This is a genomic window from Variovorax sp. P1_G12 (genome assembly GCF_056405555.1).
In genome coordinates this window covers 1-19,173 of the sequence record NZ_JBFUBW010000063.1, presented here as the reverse complement: position 1 = coordinate 19,173, position 19,173 = coordinate 1, and the positions used below count along the sequence as shown (strand labels likewise).

Below are 19,173 nucleotides of genomic sequence, written 5' to 3'. Positions count from 1 at the left end.
TCAGTGCGCCGCGATCGATCCGCTGCGCCTCAACGACGCCTTCGGCCCAATTCTTGACTCGCGTCGCCGGCGCGAGCTCAGTCCACGCCGACCGAATCCCCATAGCTTCGTAGCCCTCTCAGGCCACATTCGTGCATTCCGCGGTTTCCTCCATGGAGGCTTGTCCAACACCTGCCCTCAGGCCGTTGACGGGCTCGGCGCTGTCGTCGTGCACGGACAGGTGTCGGACAACCCTAGACCAAAGCGGGTGTACGAGTCGCTCCGAAGCGGCCCTTCAAATCGCAGCGCGAAATCGTACCCGATATGCGTTTGCCGAGGCCTGAACAGGTACATAACAAACGTCAGCGCCTCCACAAATAGCCCAAAAAAGCGCATAGCCTTCCCAACGAGTCGCTGCCGCGATCAGCGTGGCGCCTGTCGCCGTGCCCGTACGCATGCAACTTCTCCAGGTCAGGTGAGATCAAGGACGCCCGCACATCCGCCGGTCACCCCGCGCGTGGCTTTCAGGGTCCATATGGCTTCGGCACACGACAATTTTCCCAGCGAGCGACAGACGCTCGCGTCGTCATCAACGGCAGCGAGATGAAGGCAGAGATCCGCGCGCCTATTTGGGTGATCCGTGCACTGTTTGCTCTTTCCAGTGCGGCGTCTACTGCCCTTTAGGGAAGGCGTGTGCGCGCCTGCTTGCCCATATGCTCGGCCCCAACTTGAAGTGGGATTAATGTGGGAAGTCGAACTCGCCCTTATCTCTCCATTGTTGCGATTCCTTCTGGCGCACTCCTTGCCGGCTGTTCCACGCCCGGCTCAAGCACCCGCTGGGCGCTGAGACTCCGGGCGAAGCTGATGTTCCCCACATGAACAACCAGAAAACTCGCTTGCAACGCGCGATCACAAAAAGATACATCGCAGCGCCATCAGCATCGCCGTCGCTCTGGCTCTGTCGCAGTAAGCGGTCGGGCGAGAATGGGCAGATGGTGCCGTTTCAGAATGAGCTCATGGCCGCGACGCTTCGCAGGGCTCTCAAGAGGCTGCACTACCCGCTGAAAGTGACCCTGACGTGTGGTACGCGGCCTACCCGCTGAGCCTGCGCAATCTGGATGGGTGCAACCATCGATCTGCGCCAGAACAAGTACTTGAAACACATCGTCGAGCAGGACCACCGCGCGACCAAACGACGGGTCATGTCGATGCTTGGATTCAAGTCGTTCGACTCGGCCGCCCAGCTCATCGCCGGCATCGAATCCATGCACATGATCAATAAGGGGCAGTTGCCCTGCCCCGAGGGCGAAGTCATGTCTGGTGCCGACCAGTTCTACAGCCTGGCGTTTTGAGGCCGCTGTCTCGCAGCCCCATTCGCTCGTCACGCACTCCTTTTTGCGACACAACCGGATTTCATCATGAACAAGTCGTATCGCAGCCTCTGGAACGCTGCCTTGTCGTCCTGGGTGGCAGTGCCCGAGACGGCGCGCACACAGAGCAGCGGCAAGTCCCGAGTGCGAACTTGTGTTGGTGCATTGCGGCTCACCATCCTGGCCGTCGCCGTGGCAAGCGCCTGGGCAATGCCCGCGGCGGCAGCCACGCTGTATTGGGACATCAACGGCGTAACACCAGGGCTTGGTGGCGCCGGCACCTGGAATACCACCAACAACTTCTGGAACTCGAGTGCGACCGGCACCGGAGGAAGCCCTTCTATTTGGAATAACGGTGCGCTCGACGACGCGGTCTTCGACGGAACGGGAATCATGGCGGTGACATTGGGTACGCCCATCACCGTGCACAACCTCAGCTTCGGCGCGTCCTCCAGCTACACACTTGGGGGTAGCACACTCACCCTGGCCGGCAGCACACCGACCATCAACACCCTCGGCGGCACCCACACGATCGGCGCGACCCTGGCAGGAAACGCCGGATTGATCAAGACGGGCGCTGGTACGCTGGCGTTGGCGGGTCCCAACACCTACGCTGGCGCTACCAGAATCATTGGTGGCACGATGGCCGTGTCCGGCTCGCTAAACGGCACCGCGATCAGCTTTGGGGGGGCCGCAGCAGGCACCCAGTTGAACGCGACCTCACTCAACAGCCTGACCGGCACCACCTCATTGAGTGTCAACAGCGCCAACGCTACGGCGGTGCTTTCTGCGGCCAACAACCACACAGGGGCCACGAACCTCAGCGGTGGCATCTTGCGCCTGGCCGACGGCGGGGCGCTCGCCAATTCGGCCCTCACCATCAACGGCGACGGAACCACGCTCCAACTCCGAAGCGACACCAACACCGCGTTTGCCACAGCCGGCGGCAGCATCAGCGGTTTCGGCAACAACGGCACGCGCAACTACACCATCGACGCCGACCAACTCACGAGTGCCGGCGCTGGAAGAACGCTGACGCTGGGCAACCTGAGTATCTTGACAGGGCAGTCGCCAACCATCAATTTCACCGGTGGCCACGGCTACACCATTGCCACCGGGAACATCACCAGCCCTGGCGCGTTCAATCTGACACTGAACGCCTCCGGTGTGAATGTGAACATCGGCGCAGTGACGCTGACCACCTCCGCTTCCCAGGCGCTGTTTCTTCGCAGCAGTTCGGCCACCGGAATGAACACCATTGGGGCGATCAATGGAAACTTCAGCGTTTATGGGGATGGCAACGGCACCTGGCAACTGACCGCGCCGAGCTCGTTCACCGGCACCCTATTTGTAGGGCGCACCGGTGCCAACACCATTCAGTTTTCCGACGTCAGCCAACTGGGAACGGGGACCGGCACCAATTACATTGGCATACAGAACGGCTCAACCCTCCGCTACACCGGCACCGGAAGCCAGTCCACCACCGCACGTGACCTGTACTGGAACTCAGGGGCGGCCACCATTGACGTGACCTCGGCCAGCGCCAACCTGACCTTCGACATCACGGGCGGCCTCCGCAACAATCAAATCACCAAGGCCGGAGCCGGCCAAGCGACGCTGAAAAAGTCCACAGCGATCAATGAGATCACCGGCGCCCCGGTGTTGGTCACCGGCGGCATCTTGGAATACAACCAGAACAATGCGGGCGCCATCAATCGCTTCGCAGGCGCCGTCACCGGCTCGGCGGGCACGCAAATCAAGGTGTCAGGCACCGGCTATATTGGCAACGACAATCTCACCGCCGACTGGAGTGCCAATCGCGCGAGCTTGGATGTTGGCAGCGGCGCCGCCTTCGATTTGCGCGGCAACAAAGTAACGGTAGATGCCCTGACCGGCGGTGGCACGGTTCGAAACAGCTTCCTGAATTCTCTGACGGAAAGCGGTGTGGTCGGATACACGTTGACCGTCGGGGTCAACGGCGGCTCGGGCACTTTTGACGGTGTGATCCGCGGCAGCCTGACCAATACGGGCGAGCATGCGGCAGATGCCGGCGGCCCGAACGCGATCATCAATCTCGCCAAAATCGGCTCCGGCACCCAAACCTTCACCGGCGTCAACACCTACGCCGGCACCACCACCGTCAATGCAGGCACCCTGCAACTCGGCAATGGCGGCACCACCGGCAATCTCGGTTCGGGAGCGGTCTCGGTGGCTGGTGGCGCGACGCTGAGCTTCAACCGCAGCAACAGCTACACGGTGGGAAACACGATCAGCGGTGGAGGCACGCTGGCCCAGATCGGCACCGGCACGACGGTGCTGACGGGCACGAACACCTATTCCGGCGCGACGACGGTTTCGGCAGGATCGCTCTACGTCAACGGCGATCAAAGGGGAGCCACCGGCCTCACCTCGGTGGCGAACGGCGCAACGCTGGGCGGCACCGGCACTCTTGGCGGCAGCGTCGCGATCAGTGACGGCATCCTCGCGCCCGGCACCTCGCCCGGCACGCTGACGATCTCCGGCAATCTGTCGCTGACTGGCGCATCTCGACTCAACTACGAATTCGGACAAGCCGGTACCGTCGGCGGCGCGCTCAACGACCTGACCGTGGTGGGCGGCAATCTGACGCTGGACGGCACCCTCAACGTTGCCACCTCGGCAGGCGGCACCTTCGGCCCCGGCCTCTACCGCGTGATCAGCTACGGCGGCACGCTGACCGACAACGGCCTCGTCCTCGGCACGCAGCCCGCCGGCAGCACGACCTTCGTGCAGACCGCCGTCGCCAACCAGGTCAACCTGGTGAACACGGCGGGCCTGGCGCTGAATTTCTGGGACGGCGCAACCGTGCCGCGCAACAACGGTGTCGTCAATGGCGGCAACGGGACCTGGCAGGCCTCGGCAGGCAACGACAACTGGACCGAGGCCACCGGCGCCATCAATGCGCCGTACGCGAACGGCGCCTTCTCGATCTTCTCGGCAGCGCCAGGCACGGTGACTGTGGACAACAGCCTGGGCGCGGTGGTCTCTGGAGGCATGCAGTTCGCCAGCAGCGGCTACGTGGTGCAAGGCGGCTCGATCACGCTGGCCGCCGGCAGCAACACCCTGCGCGTGGGCGACGGCACGACGCCGGGTGCGGGCTACGTGGCCACCATTGTGTCGGACCTCGCCGGGCCCGGAGGAGTCGACAAGACCGATCTGGGCACGCTGGTCCTCGCCGGCGCCAACAGCTATACCGGCGGCACGACCATCACTGCCGGTACCCTGCAGCTGGGCAACGCAGGGACGACGGGCTCGATCGTCGGCAACGTGACCAACAACGGCACGCTGGCGTTCAACCGATCGGACGACGTCGCCTTCGGCGGCGTGATCAGCGGGACCGGTACCGTCACGAAGCTCAACAGCGCCACGCTGACACTGACCGGCGACAGCACCTACGCTGGCGGCACGACCATCACTGCCGGTACCCTGCAGCTGGGCAACGCAGGGACGACGGGCTCGATCGTCGGCAACGTGACCAACAACGGCACGCTGGCGTTTAACCGCTCGGACGACGTCACCTTCGGCGGCGTGATCTCCGGCACGGGTGCCGTCACCAAGCTCGGCGCCAACACGCTGACGCTGACCGGCGACAGTATCTACACAGGTGGAACGACCATCGCCGGTGGCACCTTGCAACTCGGCACCGGTGGCACCACGGGCTCCATCATCGGCGACGTGACCGACAACGGTGCGCTCATCTTCAATCGCAGCGACGCCCTGACTTTCGCGGGCGCCATCTCCGGTGCCGGATCCCTTTCGCAGGTGGCCGGCGGAATCACCACCCTGACCGGCAACAGCAGCACCTTCTCCGGCAGCACCAGCGTCACGAATGGCACCCTGCTGGTCGACGGCATCCTGGGCGGCACTGGCAGCACGATGAGCGTCTCCAATGGCGGCGCCCTCGGGGGGCGTGGCACGCTGGGGGGCAGCGTCGCGATCAGCGACGGGATCCTTGCGCCCGGCACCGTCCCAAGTGCTTCCCTCGGCACGCTGACCATCAATGGAAATTTGTCCCTGAGCGGCGCATCGCGACTCAACTACGAATTCGGACAAACGGGTACCGTCGGCGGCGCGTTCAACGACCTGACCGTGGTGGGCGGCAATCTGACGCTGGACGGCACCCTCAACGTTGCCACCTCGGTGGGCGGCACCTTCGGCCCCGGCCTCTACCGCGTGATCAGCTACGGCGGCACGCTGACCGACAACGGCCTCGTCCTCGGCACGCAGCCCGCCGGCATCACGGCCTTCGTGCAGACCTCCGTCGCCAATCAGGTCAACCTGGTGAACACGGCGGGCCTGACGCTGAGATTCTGGGATGGCACAACCGTGCCGCGCAACAACGGTGTGGTCAATGGCGGCAATGGCATCTGGCAGGCCTCGGCCGGCAACGACAATTGGACCGAGGTGACCGGGGCCGTCAATGCGCCTTATACGAACGGCAACTTTGCGATCTTCTCCGCCGTGCCCGGTACCGTCACGGTGGACAACAGCCTGGGGGCGGTCATCTCCGGCGGCATGCAGTTCGCGACCAACGGCTACGTCGTGCAAGGCGGCCCGATCACGCTGGCTGCCGGCAGCAACACCCTGCGCGTGGGCGACGGCACGGCGCCGGGAGCGGGCTACGTGGCCACTGTGGTGTCGGAACTCGCCGGTGCCGGAGGAGTCGACAAGACCGATCTGGGCACGCTGGTCCTCGCCGGCGCCAACAGCTATACCGGCGGCACGACCATCAGTGGCGGTACCCTGCAGCTGGGCAATGCAGGGACGACGGGATCGATCGTCGGCCACGTGACCAACAACGGCACGCTGGCGTTCAACCGCTCGGACGACGTCGCCTTCGGCGGCGTGATCAGCGGGACCGGTACCGTCACCAAGCTCAACAGCGCCACGCTGACGCTGACCGGCGCCAACACCTACGGCGGCGGCACGGCGCTCAAGGGCGGACAGATTTCGGTGGGTCACAACACCGCGCTCGGCAGCGGGCCCCTGGCCATGGACGAAGGAACCACGCTGGGATTTGCGGCCGATGGCTTGAACCTGGCCAACGCGGTGGTGCTCACCGGCACTCATGATCCGATCGTCGATACCGGCGCCTTCACTGAAACTCTGTCGGGTGTCATCTCCGGTGGCGGGGCGCTCACCAAGAACGGCAGCGGCACGCTGGTGCTCTCGGGCGCCAACGCCCACACGGGTGCCACCACGGTGGCCGCGGGCACCTTGCGCACTGGCGCGGCTCACACGCTCAGCGCCGCCTCGGCCCACACGGTAGCGACAGGCGCCACCCTGGACACCAGTGGCCTCGATCAACGCGTGGCGGCACTGACCAACAGCGGAACGGTCAGCCTGGTCGGCGCCGCAGCGGGCAGCACGCTCACGACCAGCGGCGCCTATGTGGGCAATACCGGCCTCCTGAGGCTGGGCACCGGTCTCGCCGGCAGCGCCAGCGTGAGCGACAGGCTGGTGCTCGACGGAGCGGCGGCCAAAGCCAGCGGCAAGACCACGATCCAGATCGCCAGCATCGCAGGCCTCGGCATGCTCACCACGGGCAATGGCATCGAGGTGGTGAGTGGACGCAATGGAGCGACCACTACCGCGCAGACGACCCAGAGCGCCTTCAGCCTGGCCGGCGGCCATGTGGACGCGGGGGCCTTCGAGTACCGCCTCTATGCGGCCGACCTGCTTGGCGCGGGGGAAAACTGGTACCTGCGCTCGACCGCGCCGTCCATCCCCCCGATCCAACCCGCGCCTCCGGAGCAGTCGGCGCTACCCGAGCAACCCGCGCAGCCCCAGCCGGTTCCGCCCGTTCAAGTGCCCACCTATCGCGCCGAAGTGCCTCTGCTGGCCGCCTTGCCGGCGCAGCTGCGGCGATCCGACCTGGCCATGCTGAGCAACCTGCATCGGCGCATGGGGGATGAGGCTCCCGCGGCCACGGCGGGCGAGTCCCACAACGGGCCTGACGACCAGACGCCGAATGCGAGCACGCGCCGGGCGTGGGCGCGCGTGGTGTATGCCGACCTGGGGATGGAGCAATCGGGCATCGCACACGCTCGGACCGACGGGCAGGTGAGCGGCGTGCAGGCCGGGAGCGACTTGCTGGTGAAAGACAACTGGCGCGCCGGCGTCTATGTCGGGGTTCTGGACGGCAACGCCGACGTCACCGGCAATGCGCGTGGGCTCACCGCGCGGGTGGGCAGCAACAACCTGCAGTCACGCTACCTGGGTGCCTATGCGACCTGGATGGACGCCAATGGCTGGTATGTCGACAGCGTGCTGCAAGGCGGTAGCCAGCGCTATGACGTGCGTCCGGACATCAACCCCCGAGTCTCGGGCAAGGCCAGCAGCCTCATGGCTTCGGTGGAGACGGGCAAGGCGTTCGCACTCGACGCGCGCTGGAGCATCGAGCCACAGGCGCAGTTCGCGTGGCAGCACAGCAGCTTCGACGACCTGATACTGAGTGGCGCACGCGTGCAGCAGGACCCGGGCAATGGCTGGATCGGGCGCCTGGGCGTGCGCGTGAAGGGCGACCTCGCCACGGGGGCCGGTCGGCTGCAGCCCTATGGGCGCGTGAACCTGTACCACGCGAGCGTCGGGGACGATGTGGCCGCGTTCATCGGCCCGTCGGGAGTGACCGCGATGGCGAGCGGAGGCAGCTACAGCGCTGGCGAGGTGGCCGCTGGAGCGACCCTGGCACTGACACCAACGACGAGCCTCTACGGCGAAATTGGGCATCTGTGGAACATCAGCGGCGATGCCTCCGTGAAGTCCTCAGTGCAGGCGTCGATCGGCATGAAGGTGCGCTGGTAGCCTTGGCATCGGCCGGCGGCGAGACGAGGCGACTGTGGCGCACCCTGCGCGCGCCGGAGCAAGGCTACTGCCCGAAAGGGAAGGTGCGCGCGGATGCTTTTATCAGTATGGTCTGCGCAGGACGAAACGGCGGGTATCCATGGCGTTCGCCAGCCTTTATCAGGGAGCAAGCTTTGAAATACCGGTATCTACTGGCTGCGACGTCAGCTTTGGGAATGATGGCCCTGCTGCCGTTGGACGCCTCGGCGAGCGCGTGCGTCAGGGGCGTTTATCGCGCGGGCTGTTCCGGCCCGAACGGCGCGGTCGTGGTCAAGAAGCCCCCGCCCCCGAGGGTCACCTGCGTCAATGGCGTTTACCGCGCGGGCTGCGCCGGGCCCAACGGCGCCGCAGTCGTTCGTAAGTAGCATTGGAACCAGGCGATGCGAGCTTCAGCGGAGCCTTGGCTCGCCATGCCTAGAATCCCTTTTTGTGACGAAGTCCCGGCCACAACCGGACCTACAAGCGTCTGCTCATAAACCAGTCGCTAGCGACCATCAATGGGTGGCCTGAGATACGTCAAAGAACCAAAACCGCCAATCGATCTACAAGGGGATTCAAAAAGTTATGAAACAGCTACTGTTTGGCGTGGTGATCGCCGCCGCCGTCGCCACGACGGTTTCCGCGCAGCCCTACAAGATGACGACACCCATCGCGCCGGGCGTCGCCGTGCCGAACAAGATCGAGTCCTCGATCGGGACGCTGAACCTCAATTACGGCTACCCGTCGGCTGAAACTGTCGACAAGATCTACGACAACCTGGACCGTTCGCGCGCCCTTCAGGCCTATCTGCTCGCGATCCCGATCGTCAATCAGGCCGGTATGCGCGAATCGCTGCGCAAGTTCGGACCCGACAACCAGACCAACGTCATCTGGGAAAATCTGCTCGATTCGAAGACCGTCGCCCTGACCGGCAACGACAACACGATCTACAACTTCATGTGGGTCGACACGAGCAAGGGTCCGGTGGTGGCCGAGATTCCGCCCAAGGTGCTCGGGACGGTCGACGACTTCTGGTACAAGTGGGTGGGCGACATCGGCATCACCGGGGCCGACAAGGGCGAGGGCGGCAAGTACCTCCTGCTGCCGCCCGGATTCAAGGGCGACATACCAGCCGGGTATCACGTCTTGCGGCCGAACACCTTCGGCAGCTACTTCGTCTTTCGCTCTTTCCTCGTAGACGGCTCCACCCAACCCGCGGTCGATTCGGCCAAGAAGAACCTGCGCCTCTATCCCTTGGCCGAAGCCGCCAACCCGCCGCAGATGAAGTTCGTCAATGCCTCCGGGCTCCCATCGAACTTCGTCGCACCGGGTGACTATTCGTTCTGGAGCTTGTTGAACCAGGTCATCCAGGAAGAGCCGGCGGAGGGTTCCGACCCGACCACCTTAGGCCTGTTCGCCTCGATCGGCATCGTCAAGGGCAAGCCCTTTGCTCCCGATGAGCGGATGAAGAAGATCCTCACCGACGCCGCCAACATCGGCGCGGTGACGGCACGCACGATCGCCTTCAAGATTCGCCCGAAGGATGCGTATTTCTATCCGGACAGTGCGTGGCGCCTGCCGTTCCTGGGTGGATACAAGTTCGAGTCGGCGCCCGGTGTCAGCAATCTGGACGGTGCCGTTTTCTTTTACTACTTTGCCATCGCCGTGACGCCGGCGATGGAGGAAAAGATGGTGGGCCGTGGGTCGCAGTACCCCTGGTCGGTCCAGGATGCGAAGGGCAACCCGTTGGATGGCGGCAAGAACTACAAACTGCGCCTGCCGCCCAACGTCCCAGTCAAGGATTTCTGGTCGGTCATCGTCTACGACAACCAGACCCGCTCGATGGTGCAAACCGACCAAAAGGCCCCGAGCGTCAGCAGCCAGAGCAAGGGCGTCAAGACCAATGCGGACGGCTCGGTGGACGTCTACTTCGGACCGAAGGCCCCGGCGGGAATGGAGAACAACTGGGTGCAGACGATTCCGGGCAAGGGCTGGTTCACGCTGCTGCGCCTCTACGGTCCGCTGGAACCGTGGTTCAACAAGACCTGGCGGCCGGGCGAGATCGAGCTGCAACCCTGATCGACTCCGGCACAACGCTGGTCAGGAACTCAACGGCGGCCCAACGGGCCGCCGTTTTGCTTCGAACAGAGAGCACCGGCGCATGTGTTGATTGCGGATTGCGGCTTGGTCACCGTGGCAGATGTCCTGGTCCTGGAAGTTGACGAGGTCAAGGGAGCCGGAATATTGCCGCCTAGAGCAGCTCGCAGCCTGCGGAGCAACTCATCCTTGGAGAAGTCGGGCACGGCCTCCGGGTTCGCCCCGAATGGGAGGTACATGCTGGTTACCCCTGGCGAGTGTTCCCATGGGCGAGAGAAGTCCTCTTCGTTGTCCGGCAGCAGAAACTCGCAACTGCTTGGGGCTACACCATTGGCGATCTTGAGCCGAGCGCGGACGCCTTTGCCAATCTCCTCGGCCGCATGGCACCGGTCGACAGCGATAGGTCGAACAGGCCCTAGATCAGACCCAATTCGCGCGCTCGCGTGACTGCCTGCGTGCGGTTCTTCGCGCCCAGCTTGCCGTTGATGCGACGAAGGTGGCTTTCCACGGTGTTCTCGCTGATGAACAGGCTGCGGCTCAGTTCCTTGTTCGATAGTCCGTCGGCCAGAAGGCGCAGCACTTGGCGCTCGCGCTGGCTGAGCAGGCTTTCGGTCGCACTCTGGGCTGGCGCCGGGGGCACCGCCGTCAGGGTGGGGCGCATGGCGCCGGAGACCGCGGCCAGATGCAGGGGGTGCACGCCATCCCGTGTCGCCATCGCCTCCAGCAGGGGCTGAAGATGCCAGGGTTCGTCGGCCAGCACCCGCACAAGTCCCTTGGTACTGGCAACATCCAGCGCTTGCTCGAGCACCTCCAGCGCCTGCGGGCGTTTGAGCGCGGCCTCGTAGGCCTGTGCCAACAGGCAGCGCAGGCGCACGGCACGGCGCGTGTGATGGGCCGCCTCGGCCTGCGCCACCGCCTCCTGCACGCGGTGGATCATCGACGGCGCGGCGCCAGAGCGCATGGAGAGCCGCACGGACGCGATGAAGCCATCGTCGAGATCGTCGGCATGGAGGAACTGACCGGCCTCGGCCTTCCAGCCGCCGCTTTGCTCGATCAGCGTCATGAGGTGGCGCGCACTCGCCAGGTCGCCGCCCAGCAGTGCCAGTCTCAGCTTCTCCTGCCGGGCTGCCGAGGCGATACGAGGTATGCCCCAGGCGTCGCCAAGGTCAAGCATCTCGGAGAGCGTCTGTTGGGCAGACTGGGTGCGCCCGCGCAAGGCGTGCGTGCGCGCCGCCACACGAAAGGCGACGATCACGTAGTCCGCGGTGCAGGCGTCCCGGATGGTAGGCAGGTAGTCTTCCAGCAGAAGCTCTACAGCCTGGAGGTCGTTCAGTTCGTAAAGGGCTTCGGCCAAATGGGCTGCAGCGACACCCGACGCATCCGTGAATCGGTAGCCCGCGTCGATGATCTTGTGCAATGTGGCCTCGAAGCGCAGGCGCGCTTCGCCGACGTTGCCCTGGTGCAGCTCTATCGCCCCTTCGAAACACAGGGTGTGATTGAGCCCGTGGATCTCGCCGACATAGGCGCGCTTGGCGGTGGCCAGATAGCGCAGTGCCTGTGCATAGTCTCCTCGGCAAATACAAGCGTAGGCGGACACGTTGAGGATCAAACCGCGAGTTCGCGGTGGGGCAGCGTCAGAGCCGCCCACGCAGGCGAGGGCGAGTGCCGTGGCTTTCGGAACCTCGTCACCCCACGAATAAGCAGCCAGCCTTGCGCCCACCAACTCGGAGGCGACTTGCGAATCCGACGCAGCCACGCGTTCGACGATGTCGATCAGCCGAATGGCAGCCGAGTGGCGATGGCGGAGGGCCATTGCGTAGGCGCCGGAAATGGCCAGGTCCGGGTGCGCTTCCAACAAGTGTTCGGGGATGGAAGCGACCCATTGGGCCAGGGCATCGATCTGGCCGGTATTGATCATCTCGGAGGCGCAAAGCGCCATCCACTGGGCAGCGAGTTCGACCGCCCCACCTGCGAGCGCATGGTGGATGGCCTGTATCAAACGACCTTCCTGAGCCAACCACCTTGCGGCCCTCACGTGCAGCCCATGGGCTGACTCGCCTACCGGAACACCCGGTTGATTGCGAAGGAATGCCAGAAACAACGGATGGTACTCATGCCAATCGCCGCCGTCCGATTCAACAGCAAACAGGAGAATGTTCTCGCGTTCGATCCCTTGCAGCAGGACCATGCTGTCTTCGCGGTCCAGGACGGCATCGCACATGGCGGCGCAGAAGGTTTCGAACAGGGCGGTTTGCCGCAGAAAGTCCAACTGATGCGATGGCAGTCTCGCGAGAACGTCTTCGGCAAGATAGCTTGCCATGGCCCGTGAAAATTCCCCGGTACCGCGCAAAGCCGCATCGACGCCCGCGGAGCCAATGAGCGAGGCCGCCAGTTGCAAGGCCACAGGCCAGCCATCGGTCTGGGTCTGGAGCATGGCCAGGTCGAGCTCATCGATGGGTGAGGTCAGACGGGCGGCGAGGTAGTCGCGCATATCCTCCATCGAGAACCGCAGCGCCTTCCGATCGATCTCCAGCAACGCCCCTTGCGCCCGAAGCCGTCCCAGTGCCAGCGTTGGCATCGAACGCGAGCCGATCACGACGCGCTGGTCCGGTCCCAGCGTGTCGATGACGCGGACGAATGTGTGCAGTACCTCGAGGTTGTCGAGACGTTCGACATCGTCGACGAACAGCACAAAGCCGGTTTGGACCGCGGCCAGATCGTTGAGCAGCTGGTAGGCACGGCTGCCTGCTGCCGCATCGACATGGTCGCCTTCGACGAGCGCGCGCTCTGGAAGCAACTTCGAAAACACGGGCGCCAGCGCCGACTGCAGATGAGAGACAAATCGCGCCGGATCGTTGTCGTCCTGATCGACCGTCAGCCACGCCACCGGGATCCCCTGCTCATGCAGCGCACGATGGCATTGCCCCATGGCGGTGGACTTCCCGTATCCCGCTGGCGCAGTGACCAGCACCACGCTCGCCGCAGACTGAGCAAGGAGCACAGCGACCGCATTGCGCTCGATTTCATGAGGAACCGGACGAGGAGCGCACAGCTTCAGGAATAGCGGCCTTGGGGCATAGGACAACATCACAGAAGCGGGCGGGTGACTTTCGGGAGTGCGGCCATTCTCCCATTGTGAACTTCGATTGCGGCTTCCGGGTAAGTACTGATGGCGAAGGCGGCGCGCGTCAAGGCGGCGGAGGTCTCGCGCAACCATCTGGCGCGGGGGAAGGACAGTCGTTCACGGAATTCCGTGAATCGATGCTTGGAATGAATTCCCGGCTTTCCGTGATTGAGCGGCACACGGCAAATCAGGACACTGGCGGCCAGGCAGAGGCATTCGGCCCTTTCTTCAAGCAGCGCAACACTCACACAGGAGACTCTCAATGGCAAAGCACCCCGTCGTCGTCTATGGAGCCAGTGGCTACACCGGCATGCTCATCATGGACGCGCTCATCGACCAGAACATTCCTTTCACCGCAGTCGCCCGCAGCGCCGGACGCACCCGTGAAATGATGGCGCAGCGTGTGGTCCGCCTGGAATCCGCGACCTATGAAATCATCGAATGCGACCACGACGTCGCGTCGCTGACGAAAGCCTTCGCGGGCGCCAAGGTCGTCTGCAACACCGTCGGCCCGTTCGTGGATTTCGGCCTGGTGGCCGTCGAAGCCGCGCTCAAGGCGGGTTGCCACTATCTCGACAGCACCGGGGAGCAGGCCTACATCCTGCAAGTCCGCGAGCAGTTCGGCAGTCTGTTCCGCCAGGCGGGCCTGCTGGTGGCGCCGTCTACCGCCTACATGTACACCTTCGCGGAAATCGCCGCCGAACTGGCGCTCGAAACCGAGGGCGTGGATACGCTCGAGACCGCCACCCTGTGCCGTGGCCCGCGCGGCGCCGGCTCGGGTGTCACCGTCGGCTCGACCGCGTCGATCTTCGGGCAGTATCGCGAGCAAGAGCTCTACCTGTGGGAGAAGAAGCTGGTCAAGCATGCGCCCGGCACCAGCTACAACATCACTTCGCCCGACTTCATGCAGCCGATCTTTTGCCTGCCTTGGGGCGGCACCTCGCTGCCGGTGTTCTTCGAGCAGGACTCGCGCGTGCGGGCCTGCACGTCGGCCGTCGGCTTCTATGACAACGAGGTGATGAAGCTGGTGCATTCGGTCGGCCAGAAGTGGGAGGCCGAATACAAGCACCTGAGCAAGGGCGAGCAGGATGCGGTGGTCAAACATCTCGTCGACTCCACGACGCCGCAGATGCCGCCGCGTGAGCGCACCACGATCCAGCGCACCGTCGACTTCGCCATCGGTCGAGGTCACCTCGCGGCCGTGCGCGCCACCGTGCATGGCCTGACGCCCTACATTTCCACCGGCGTGCTGCAGGCGGCCGCTGCGATCAAGCTCATCGACAACGACACCGCCAAGGTCGGCTTCGCCTCGGCCGCCAAGGCCCTGGGCCATCGCTACCTGTTGGGCTTCCTCGAGCAGCGTGGGCTGGCGAGAGCCACCGTCACGCAGCTCTGACACGCTGATCATTCTCGCGAGGCATCCCGGGCCGGCAGCCGCCGGCCCTGCGGATGCGCTCGCGCCCGAGATTCCAAAGGAGGCCCCATGGCCATCATCGATTTCTTCGACCGCGGCTGGCGCATCAACCCGACCGGCATCGCCTACATCCAGGATGAGCGACAGTACAGTTTCGACGAGGTCGGCGACTTCTCCTGCCGCATCGCCAACCAACTGCTGGCGGACGGATTCGCCAAGGGTACGCGTGGCGCCGTCTGGGCCGGCAACGACGTGACCGCATGGATTTGCACCCTCGGCCTGTGGCGCGCGAACATGACGTGGATTCCCATCAACGTGCGCAATGCCTCCGAGGAGAACCACTACATCCTCGACAGCTTCGATTGCGAGATCGTCTTCTTCCAGCAGGCCTTCGGCGCCCAGATCGACGCGCTGCGCGAGCGCCTGCCGAAGGTTCAGCGCTGGATCTGCCTGGACGGCTTTCATCCCGGTGCGCAAGCGCTGGCGGATTGGACGGAAACAGTGGCTGCCACCCGACCCGACGTGGCCTGCGACATGGACGACGTGGTCGCGGTGTCACCCACCGGCGGTACCACGGGCAGCCCTAAGGGCGTGATGAACACGCACCGAAGCCTGCAGGCCTTCATTGCACACTTCATGACGGCCGCGAGCTACGGCGGCGACGAATATCCGGTGAACCTGGCCGCGGCGCCGATCACACACACCGCCGGCATGCTCGCGGTGCCCTGCACGGCCCGCGGCGGCACCGTGGTCGTACTGACAAAGCCGGACCCTGCGCTCCTGCTGGGGGCGATCGCGCGCCACAGAGTGACCGAACTCTTCCTGCCGCCGACGGTGATCTACAAGCTGCTGGACATTCCCAGCATCGAGAAGGTCGACTTTGCCTCGCTGCGCTACTTCCTCTACGGTGCGGCGCCCATGTCCGTCGAGAAGCTCAAGCGCGCCATCGAAGTCTTCGGCCCGGTGATGATGGGCGGCTACGGCCAGACCGAATGCCCGGCCTCGATCTCCTTCCTGACACCGGCCGAGCACTTCGTCCTCGGCCGCATCGCGGGGGATGAGCGCCTGTCGTCCGTAGGGCGGCCCAGTCCCCTGGTGCGCGTGGAGATCATGAACGAACGCGGCGAACTGCTGGCGCAGGGCGAGACCGGCGAGATCTGCGTGCGCGGCGACCTGGTCATGAAGGGCTACTACAAGGCCCCGGAGAAGACCGCCGAGACCCTCGTCGATGGCTGGCTGCATACCGGTGACGTCGGGCACCTCGACGCCGAGGGCTACCTGCACATCACCGACCGCAAGAAAGACATGATCATCAGCGGCGGCTTCAACGTCTATCCGAGCGAAGTCGAGCAGGTGATCTGGGCGCACCCCGCCGTCCAGGACTGTGCCGTCATCGGCGTGCCCGACGAGAAATGGGGCGAGGCGGTGAAGGCCGTCGTCGAGCTGAGCCCCGGCCAGGAAGTCGGCGCCGACGAGTTGATCGCGCTGTGCCGCGAGAAGCTCGGTCCGGTGAAGTCGCCGAAAACGATCGACTTCACGGCCGCGCTGCCGCGCAGTGCCGCAGGCAAGGTCCTCAAGAAGGACTTGCGGGCTCCCTACTGGGCCCATGCCTCACGTGCGATCTGAGCGCTCCCGCACCGCCACACCTCCATGAGAACCACGATGACACTCGCACAAACCAAGGCCCTTTTCTATTCCGCTGCGCTCTTCAACTGGGGCGCCGTGTTGATCCTGGCGCTCCTTGCGCATGCGCTGGGCCTGGAGCCGCCGCTGCAGTCCCTGTTCGGTCAGATCACCCTCGGCGCCATCTTCGTCTTCGGGTGCGGCTACTGGCTGGTCGGAATGGCACCGACCGCCTACCGCGGCATCGTCGCGTTGGGTGTGCTCGGCAAGCTGGCGGTCGTGGCGATCGTCTGGGCGAACTGGCTTGCGGGCAGCACGACGCCGCAAATGGCGCTCTTGGTGAGCGGAGACGTCATCTACTCGCTGCTGTTCCTGCGCTTCCTGCAGCGCAGCGCGGCCTGAGGCCACCATGAACGGCATCTACATTGCCGGCGTCGGGATGACCGTGTTCGGTCGCCATCCGGAGCGTTCGCTCGAAGACATGGCGGGCGAAGCGCTGAACGGCGCCCTGCAGGATGCGGGATGCTACGTCGGCGATCTCGACGCGGCTTTCTACTCGGGCGTGACCAACGGGCCGCTGCAGGGGCAGCTCTCGATCCCGGGCCAGGTCGTCCTCGGCAAGAGCGGCATCGCAGGCATTCCGATCTTCAACGTCGAGAACGCCTGCGCCTCCGGCAGCACGGCGCTCCACTTGGCCGTCCAGCACCTGAAGGCGGGCGCCTGCGACATCGCACTCGCGCTGGGCGCGGAGAAGATGAACGTCGCCGACAAGCCCAAGGCCTTCGCGCTCTTCGAGGCCGGCTGGGACGTCTCGCGCGCACAGCAGAACTACGAGCAGTTGATGCGCATGGGCGAGGGCATCGAGCCGCCTCCGGGGTCGGAATCCGACAAGCCCTACAGCCGCTTCATGGCGATCTACGCGGCGTTGTGCCGTCATCACATGAAGACGCACGGCACCACGCAGCGACAGATCGCGGCGGTTTCGGCCAAGAACCATCTGCACTCCGTGCACAACCCGCTGTCGCAGATTCGCAAGCCATTCACCATCGACGAAGTCCTGGCCGCGCCGCCCATCACCTATCCGTTGACCTTGCCGATGTGCGCGCCGCTGTCCGACGGTGCGGCGGCGGTCATCATCTGCACCGCGGAGGGCCTGCGCCGCATCAGCGCATTGGCTTCGCGCAACGTGAAAGTCGCTGCGAGCGTGATGCGCAGCTTCACCGTGCGCGGGCTCGATCAGCCGGATCTCAACATCGGCCGGCTCGCAGCGCAGCAGGCCTACGACCAGGCCGCGCTCGGCCCCGGCGACATGCACGTGGCCGAGGTGCACGATGCGTCCGCGATGGGCGAGATCATCCAGGCCGAAAACCTCGGCCTTGTCCCGCTCGGACAAGGCGGCCCCGCCGCAGAGCGCGGCGACTTCACCATCGGCGGACGCATTCCGATCAATCCCTCCGGCGGCCTGGAGTCCAAGGGCCACCCCTTGGGCGCGACCGGGCTTGGCCAGATCCACGAGCTGGTCACTCAACTGCGCGGTGAAGCCGGCGCACGCCAGGTTCACGGCGCGCGCCATGCCATCCAGGAAAACGGGGGCGGCCTCCAGGGCATCGAAGAGGCCGCCCTTGCCATTCATATTCTCACCAAGAACTAAGGAGACTTCGTGCAACCCCATTTCAAAGGCAAGGTCGCGGTCATCACCGGCGCCGGATCGGGCATCGGTCGGGCGCTGGCCCTTCAGCTGGCCGCCGCCGGCGCCCGCCTGGCGCTGTCGGACATCGACGCTGCCGGACTGGCGCAGACCATTCGGCAACTGCCGGTCGGCACCGAGGCCCGGGGCTATTCCCTGGACGTCTCGTCGCGGGAAGCAGTCTTCGCCCACGCCGACGCCGTGCGTAGCGACTTCGGCACTGCTCATTTCGTGTTTAACAATGCCGGCGTCACCGTTATCGGCACTGTGGAGCATCTCGAGATCGAGGAGATCGAGTGGCAACTCAACATCAACCTGTGGGGCGTGATCTACGGCACCAAGGCCTTTCTGCCGATGATGTTGTCGCAGCGCGAGGGCTGCATTGTCAACATGTCGAGCGTGTTCGGACTGGTCGGCTTTCCGGCCCAGAGCGCCTACAACATATCCAAATTCGGCGTTCGAGGACTCACCGAGTGTCTGTGGCGTGAACTCGAAGGCACTGGCGTGCGGGCGCTCAGCGTGCATCCTGGCGGCATCAAGACAAACTTCGAGCGAGCCGGCCGGCGATGCAAGAACGCTGGAAAGGAAGAGGCGCGCTTCTCGGCCTTGGGCGAAAAGCTGCTCACCACGCCGCCAGAGGACTGCGCAGCCGCCATCCTGAAAGGCGTGCGGCTAGGCAAGAAGCGTGTCGTGACGGGCAACCAGTCCTCAACGCTGTTCTGGCTGTCGCGGTTGCTGCCGAACAGCTATCACAACGTCGTCAAGCTGATCGCCTGAGCGGGCATCTTCGCCGCCATCTCATCAGAAAAAGAATTCAAGAGACAACTCCATGCCCCAGCACTTCACGCGCACGCCGGTCACCAGGCACCGCCTCAGCGCATTGACTTCCGCAGCGCTCGCGCTCCTCGCGATCGCCTCAACCTCACGCGCCATGGAGATCGATACCGGGAATCCGGATGTCGTGCTTCGCTGGGACAACACGGTGCGCTACAACCTGGGCTATCGCACGCAGGACCAG

Annotated in this window: 10 protein-coding genes and 1 pseudogene; 9 read left to right on the top strand and 2 right to left on the bottom strand. The window is 64.6% G+C overall.

Annotated elements, in window-relative coordinates; genetic code table 11:
* Positions 1-1,100: 1,100 nt before the first annotated feature.
* The 3 genes and pseudogenes from AC1D2O_RS36575 to AC1D2O_RS36565 form a co-directional block, all read left to right on the top strand.
* Positions 1,101-1,331: pseudogene (locus tag AC1D2O_RS36575) on the top strand (DDE-type integrase/transposase/recombinase); the annotation flags it as partial.
* A 66-nt stretch (positions 1,332-1,397) separates the two neighbouring features.
* Complete coding sequence (locus tag AC1D2O_RS36570) at positions 1,398-8,192, top strand: autotransporter-associated beta strand repeat-containing protein (RefSeq protein WP_478158829.1); 6,795 nt, start codon at positions 1,398-1,400, stop codon at positions 8,190-8,192.
* 603 nt (positions 8,193-8,795) lie between these two features.
* The gene (locus tag AC1D2O_RS36565) at positions 8,796-10,289 is read left to right on the top strand and encodes a DUF1254 domain-containing protein (RefSeq protein ID WP_478090721.1); all 1,494 of its coding nucleotides are present in this window, start codon (positions 8,796-8,798) and stop codon (positions 10,287-10,289) included.
* Positions 10,290-10,722: 433 nt separating this feature from the next.
* On the opposite strand, the gene AC1D2O_RS36560 is transcribed toward AC1D2O_RS36565, so the two are convergent.
* Both AC1D2O_RS36560 and AC1D2O_RS36555 read right to left on the bottom strand, forming a co-directional pair.
* Positions 10,723-13,395, bottom strand: a complete 2,673-nt coding sequence (locus tag AC1D2O_RS36560) for a LuxR C-terminal-related transcriptional regulator (RefSeq protein ID WP_478158828.1) — start codon at positions 13,393-13,395, stop codon at positions 10,723-10,725.
* Positions 13,395-13,679, bottom strand: a complete 285-nt coding sequence (locus AC1D2O_RS36555) for a hypothetical protein (protein ID WP_478090723.1) — start codon at positions 13,677-13,679, stop codon at positions 13,395-13,397. Before AC1D2O_RS36555 ends, AC1D2O_RS36560 begins: the two co-directional genes overlap by 1 nt.
* 14 nt (positions 13,680-13,693) lie before the next feature.
* Between AC1D2O_RS36555 and AC1D2O_RS36550 the strand changes: the two genes are divergently transcribed.
* The 6 genes from AC1D2O_RS36550 to AC1D2O_RS36525 form a co-directional block, all read left to right on the top strand.
* A complete protein-coding gene (locus AC1D2O_RS36550; protein ID WP_478090724.1) occupies positions 13,694-14,827 on the top strand; it encodes a saccharopine dehydrogenase family protein in 1,134 nt (377 codons plus the stop codon).
* 87 nt (positions 14,828-14,914) lie between these two features.
* A complete protein-coding gene (locus tag AC1D2O_RS36545; RefSeq protein WP_478158827.1) occupies positions 14,915-16,471 on the top strand; it encodes an AMP-binding protein in 1,557 nt (518 codons plus the stop codon).
* Positions 16,472-16,507: 36 nt separating this feature from the next.
* Positions 16,508-16,870 carry a hypothetical protein gene (locus AC1D2O_RS36540; RefSeq protein WP_478092361.1) on the top strand — a complete coding sequence of 121 codons (363 nt, stop codon included), beginning with the start codon at positions 16,508-16,510 and terminating at the stop codon, positions 16,868-16,870.
* A 7-nt stretch (positions 16,871-16,877) separates the two neighbouring features.
* Positions 16,878-18,119: a thiolase family protein gene (locus AC1D2O_RS36535; RefSeq protein ID WP_478158826.1), complete on the top strand. Its 1,242-nt coding sequence runs from the start codon at positions 16,878-16,880 to the stop codon at positions 18,117-18,119.
* Between the two features lie 9 nt (positions 18,120-18,128).
* Positions 18,129-18,932 (top strand): SDR family NAD(P)-dependent oxidoreductase, encoded by an 804-nt coding sequence (locus tag AC1D2O_RS36530; protein WP_478158825.1) that lies wholly within the window; start codon positions 18,129-18,131, stop codon positions 18,930-18,932.
* Between the two features lie 52 nt (positions 18,933-18,984).
* Positions 18,985-19,173 (top strand): DUF1302 family protein (locus AC1D2O_RS36525; RefSeq protein WP_478158824.1); only part of this gene is annotated, 189 nt, incomplete at its 3' end.

Coding starts and splice junctions, on each gene's coding strand:
- AC1D2O_RS36535 (WP_478158826.1), top strand. CDS start 16,878: ATGAACGGCATCTACATTGCCGGCGTCGGGATGACCGTGTTCGGTCGC.
- AC1D2O_RS36560 (WP_478158828.1), bottom strand. CDS start 13,395: ATGTTGTCCTATGCCCCAAGGCCGCTATTCCTGAAGCTGTGCGCTCCT.
- AC1D2O_RS36550 (WP_478090724.1), top strand. CDS start 13,694: ATGGCAAAGCACCCCGTCGTCGTCTATGGAGCCAGTGGCTACACCGGC.
- AC1D2O_RS36565 (WP_478090721.1), top strand. CDS start 8,796: ATGAAACAGCTACTGTTTGGCGTGGTGATCGCCGCCGCCGTCGCCACG.
- AC1D2O_RS36570 (WP_478158829.1), top strand. CDS start 1,398: ATGAACAAGTCGTATCGCAGCCTCTGGAACGCTGCCTTGTCGTCCTGG.
- AC1D2O_RS36545 (WP_478158827.1), top strand. CDS start 14,915: ATGGCCATCATCGATTTCTTCGACCGCGGCTGGCGCATCAACCCGACC.
- AC1D2O_RS36540 (WP_478092361.1), top strand. CDS start 16,508: ATGACACTCGCACAAACCAAGGCCCTTTTCTATTCCGCTGCGCTCTTC.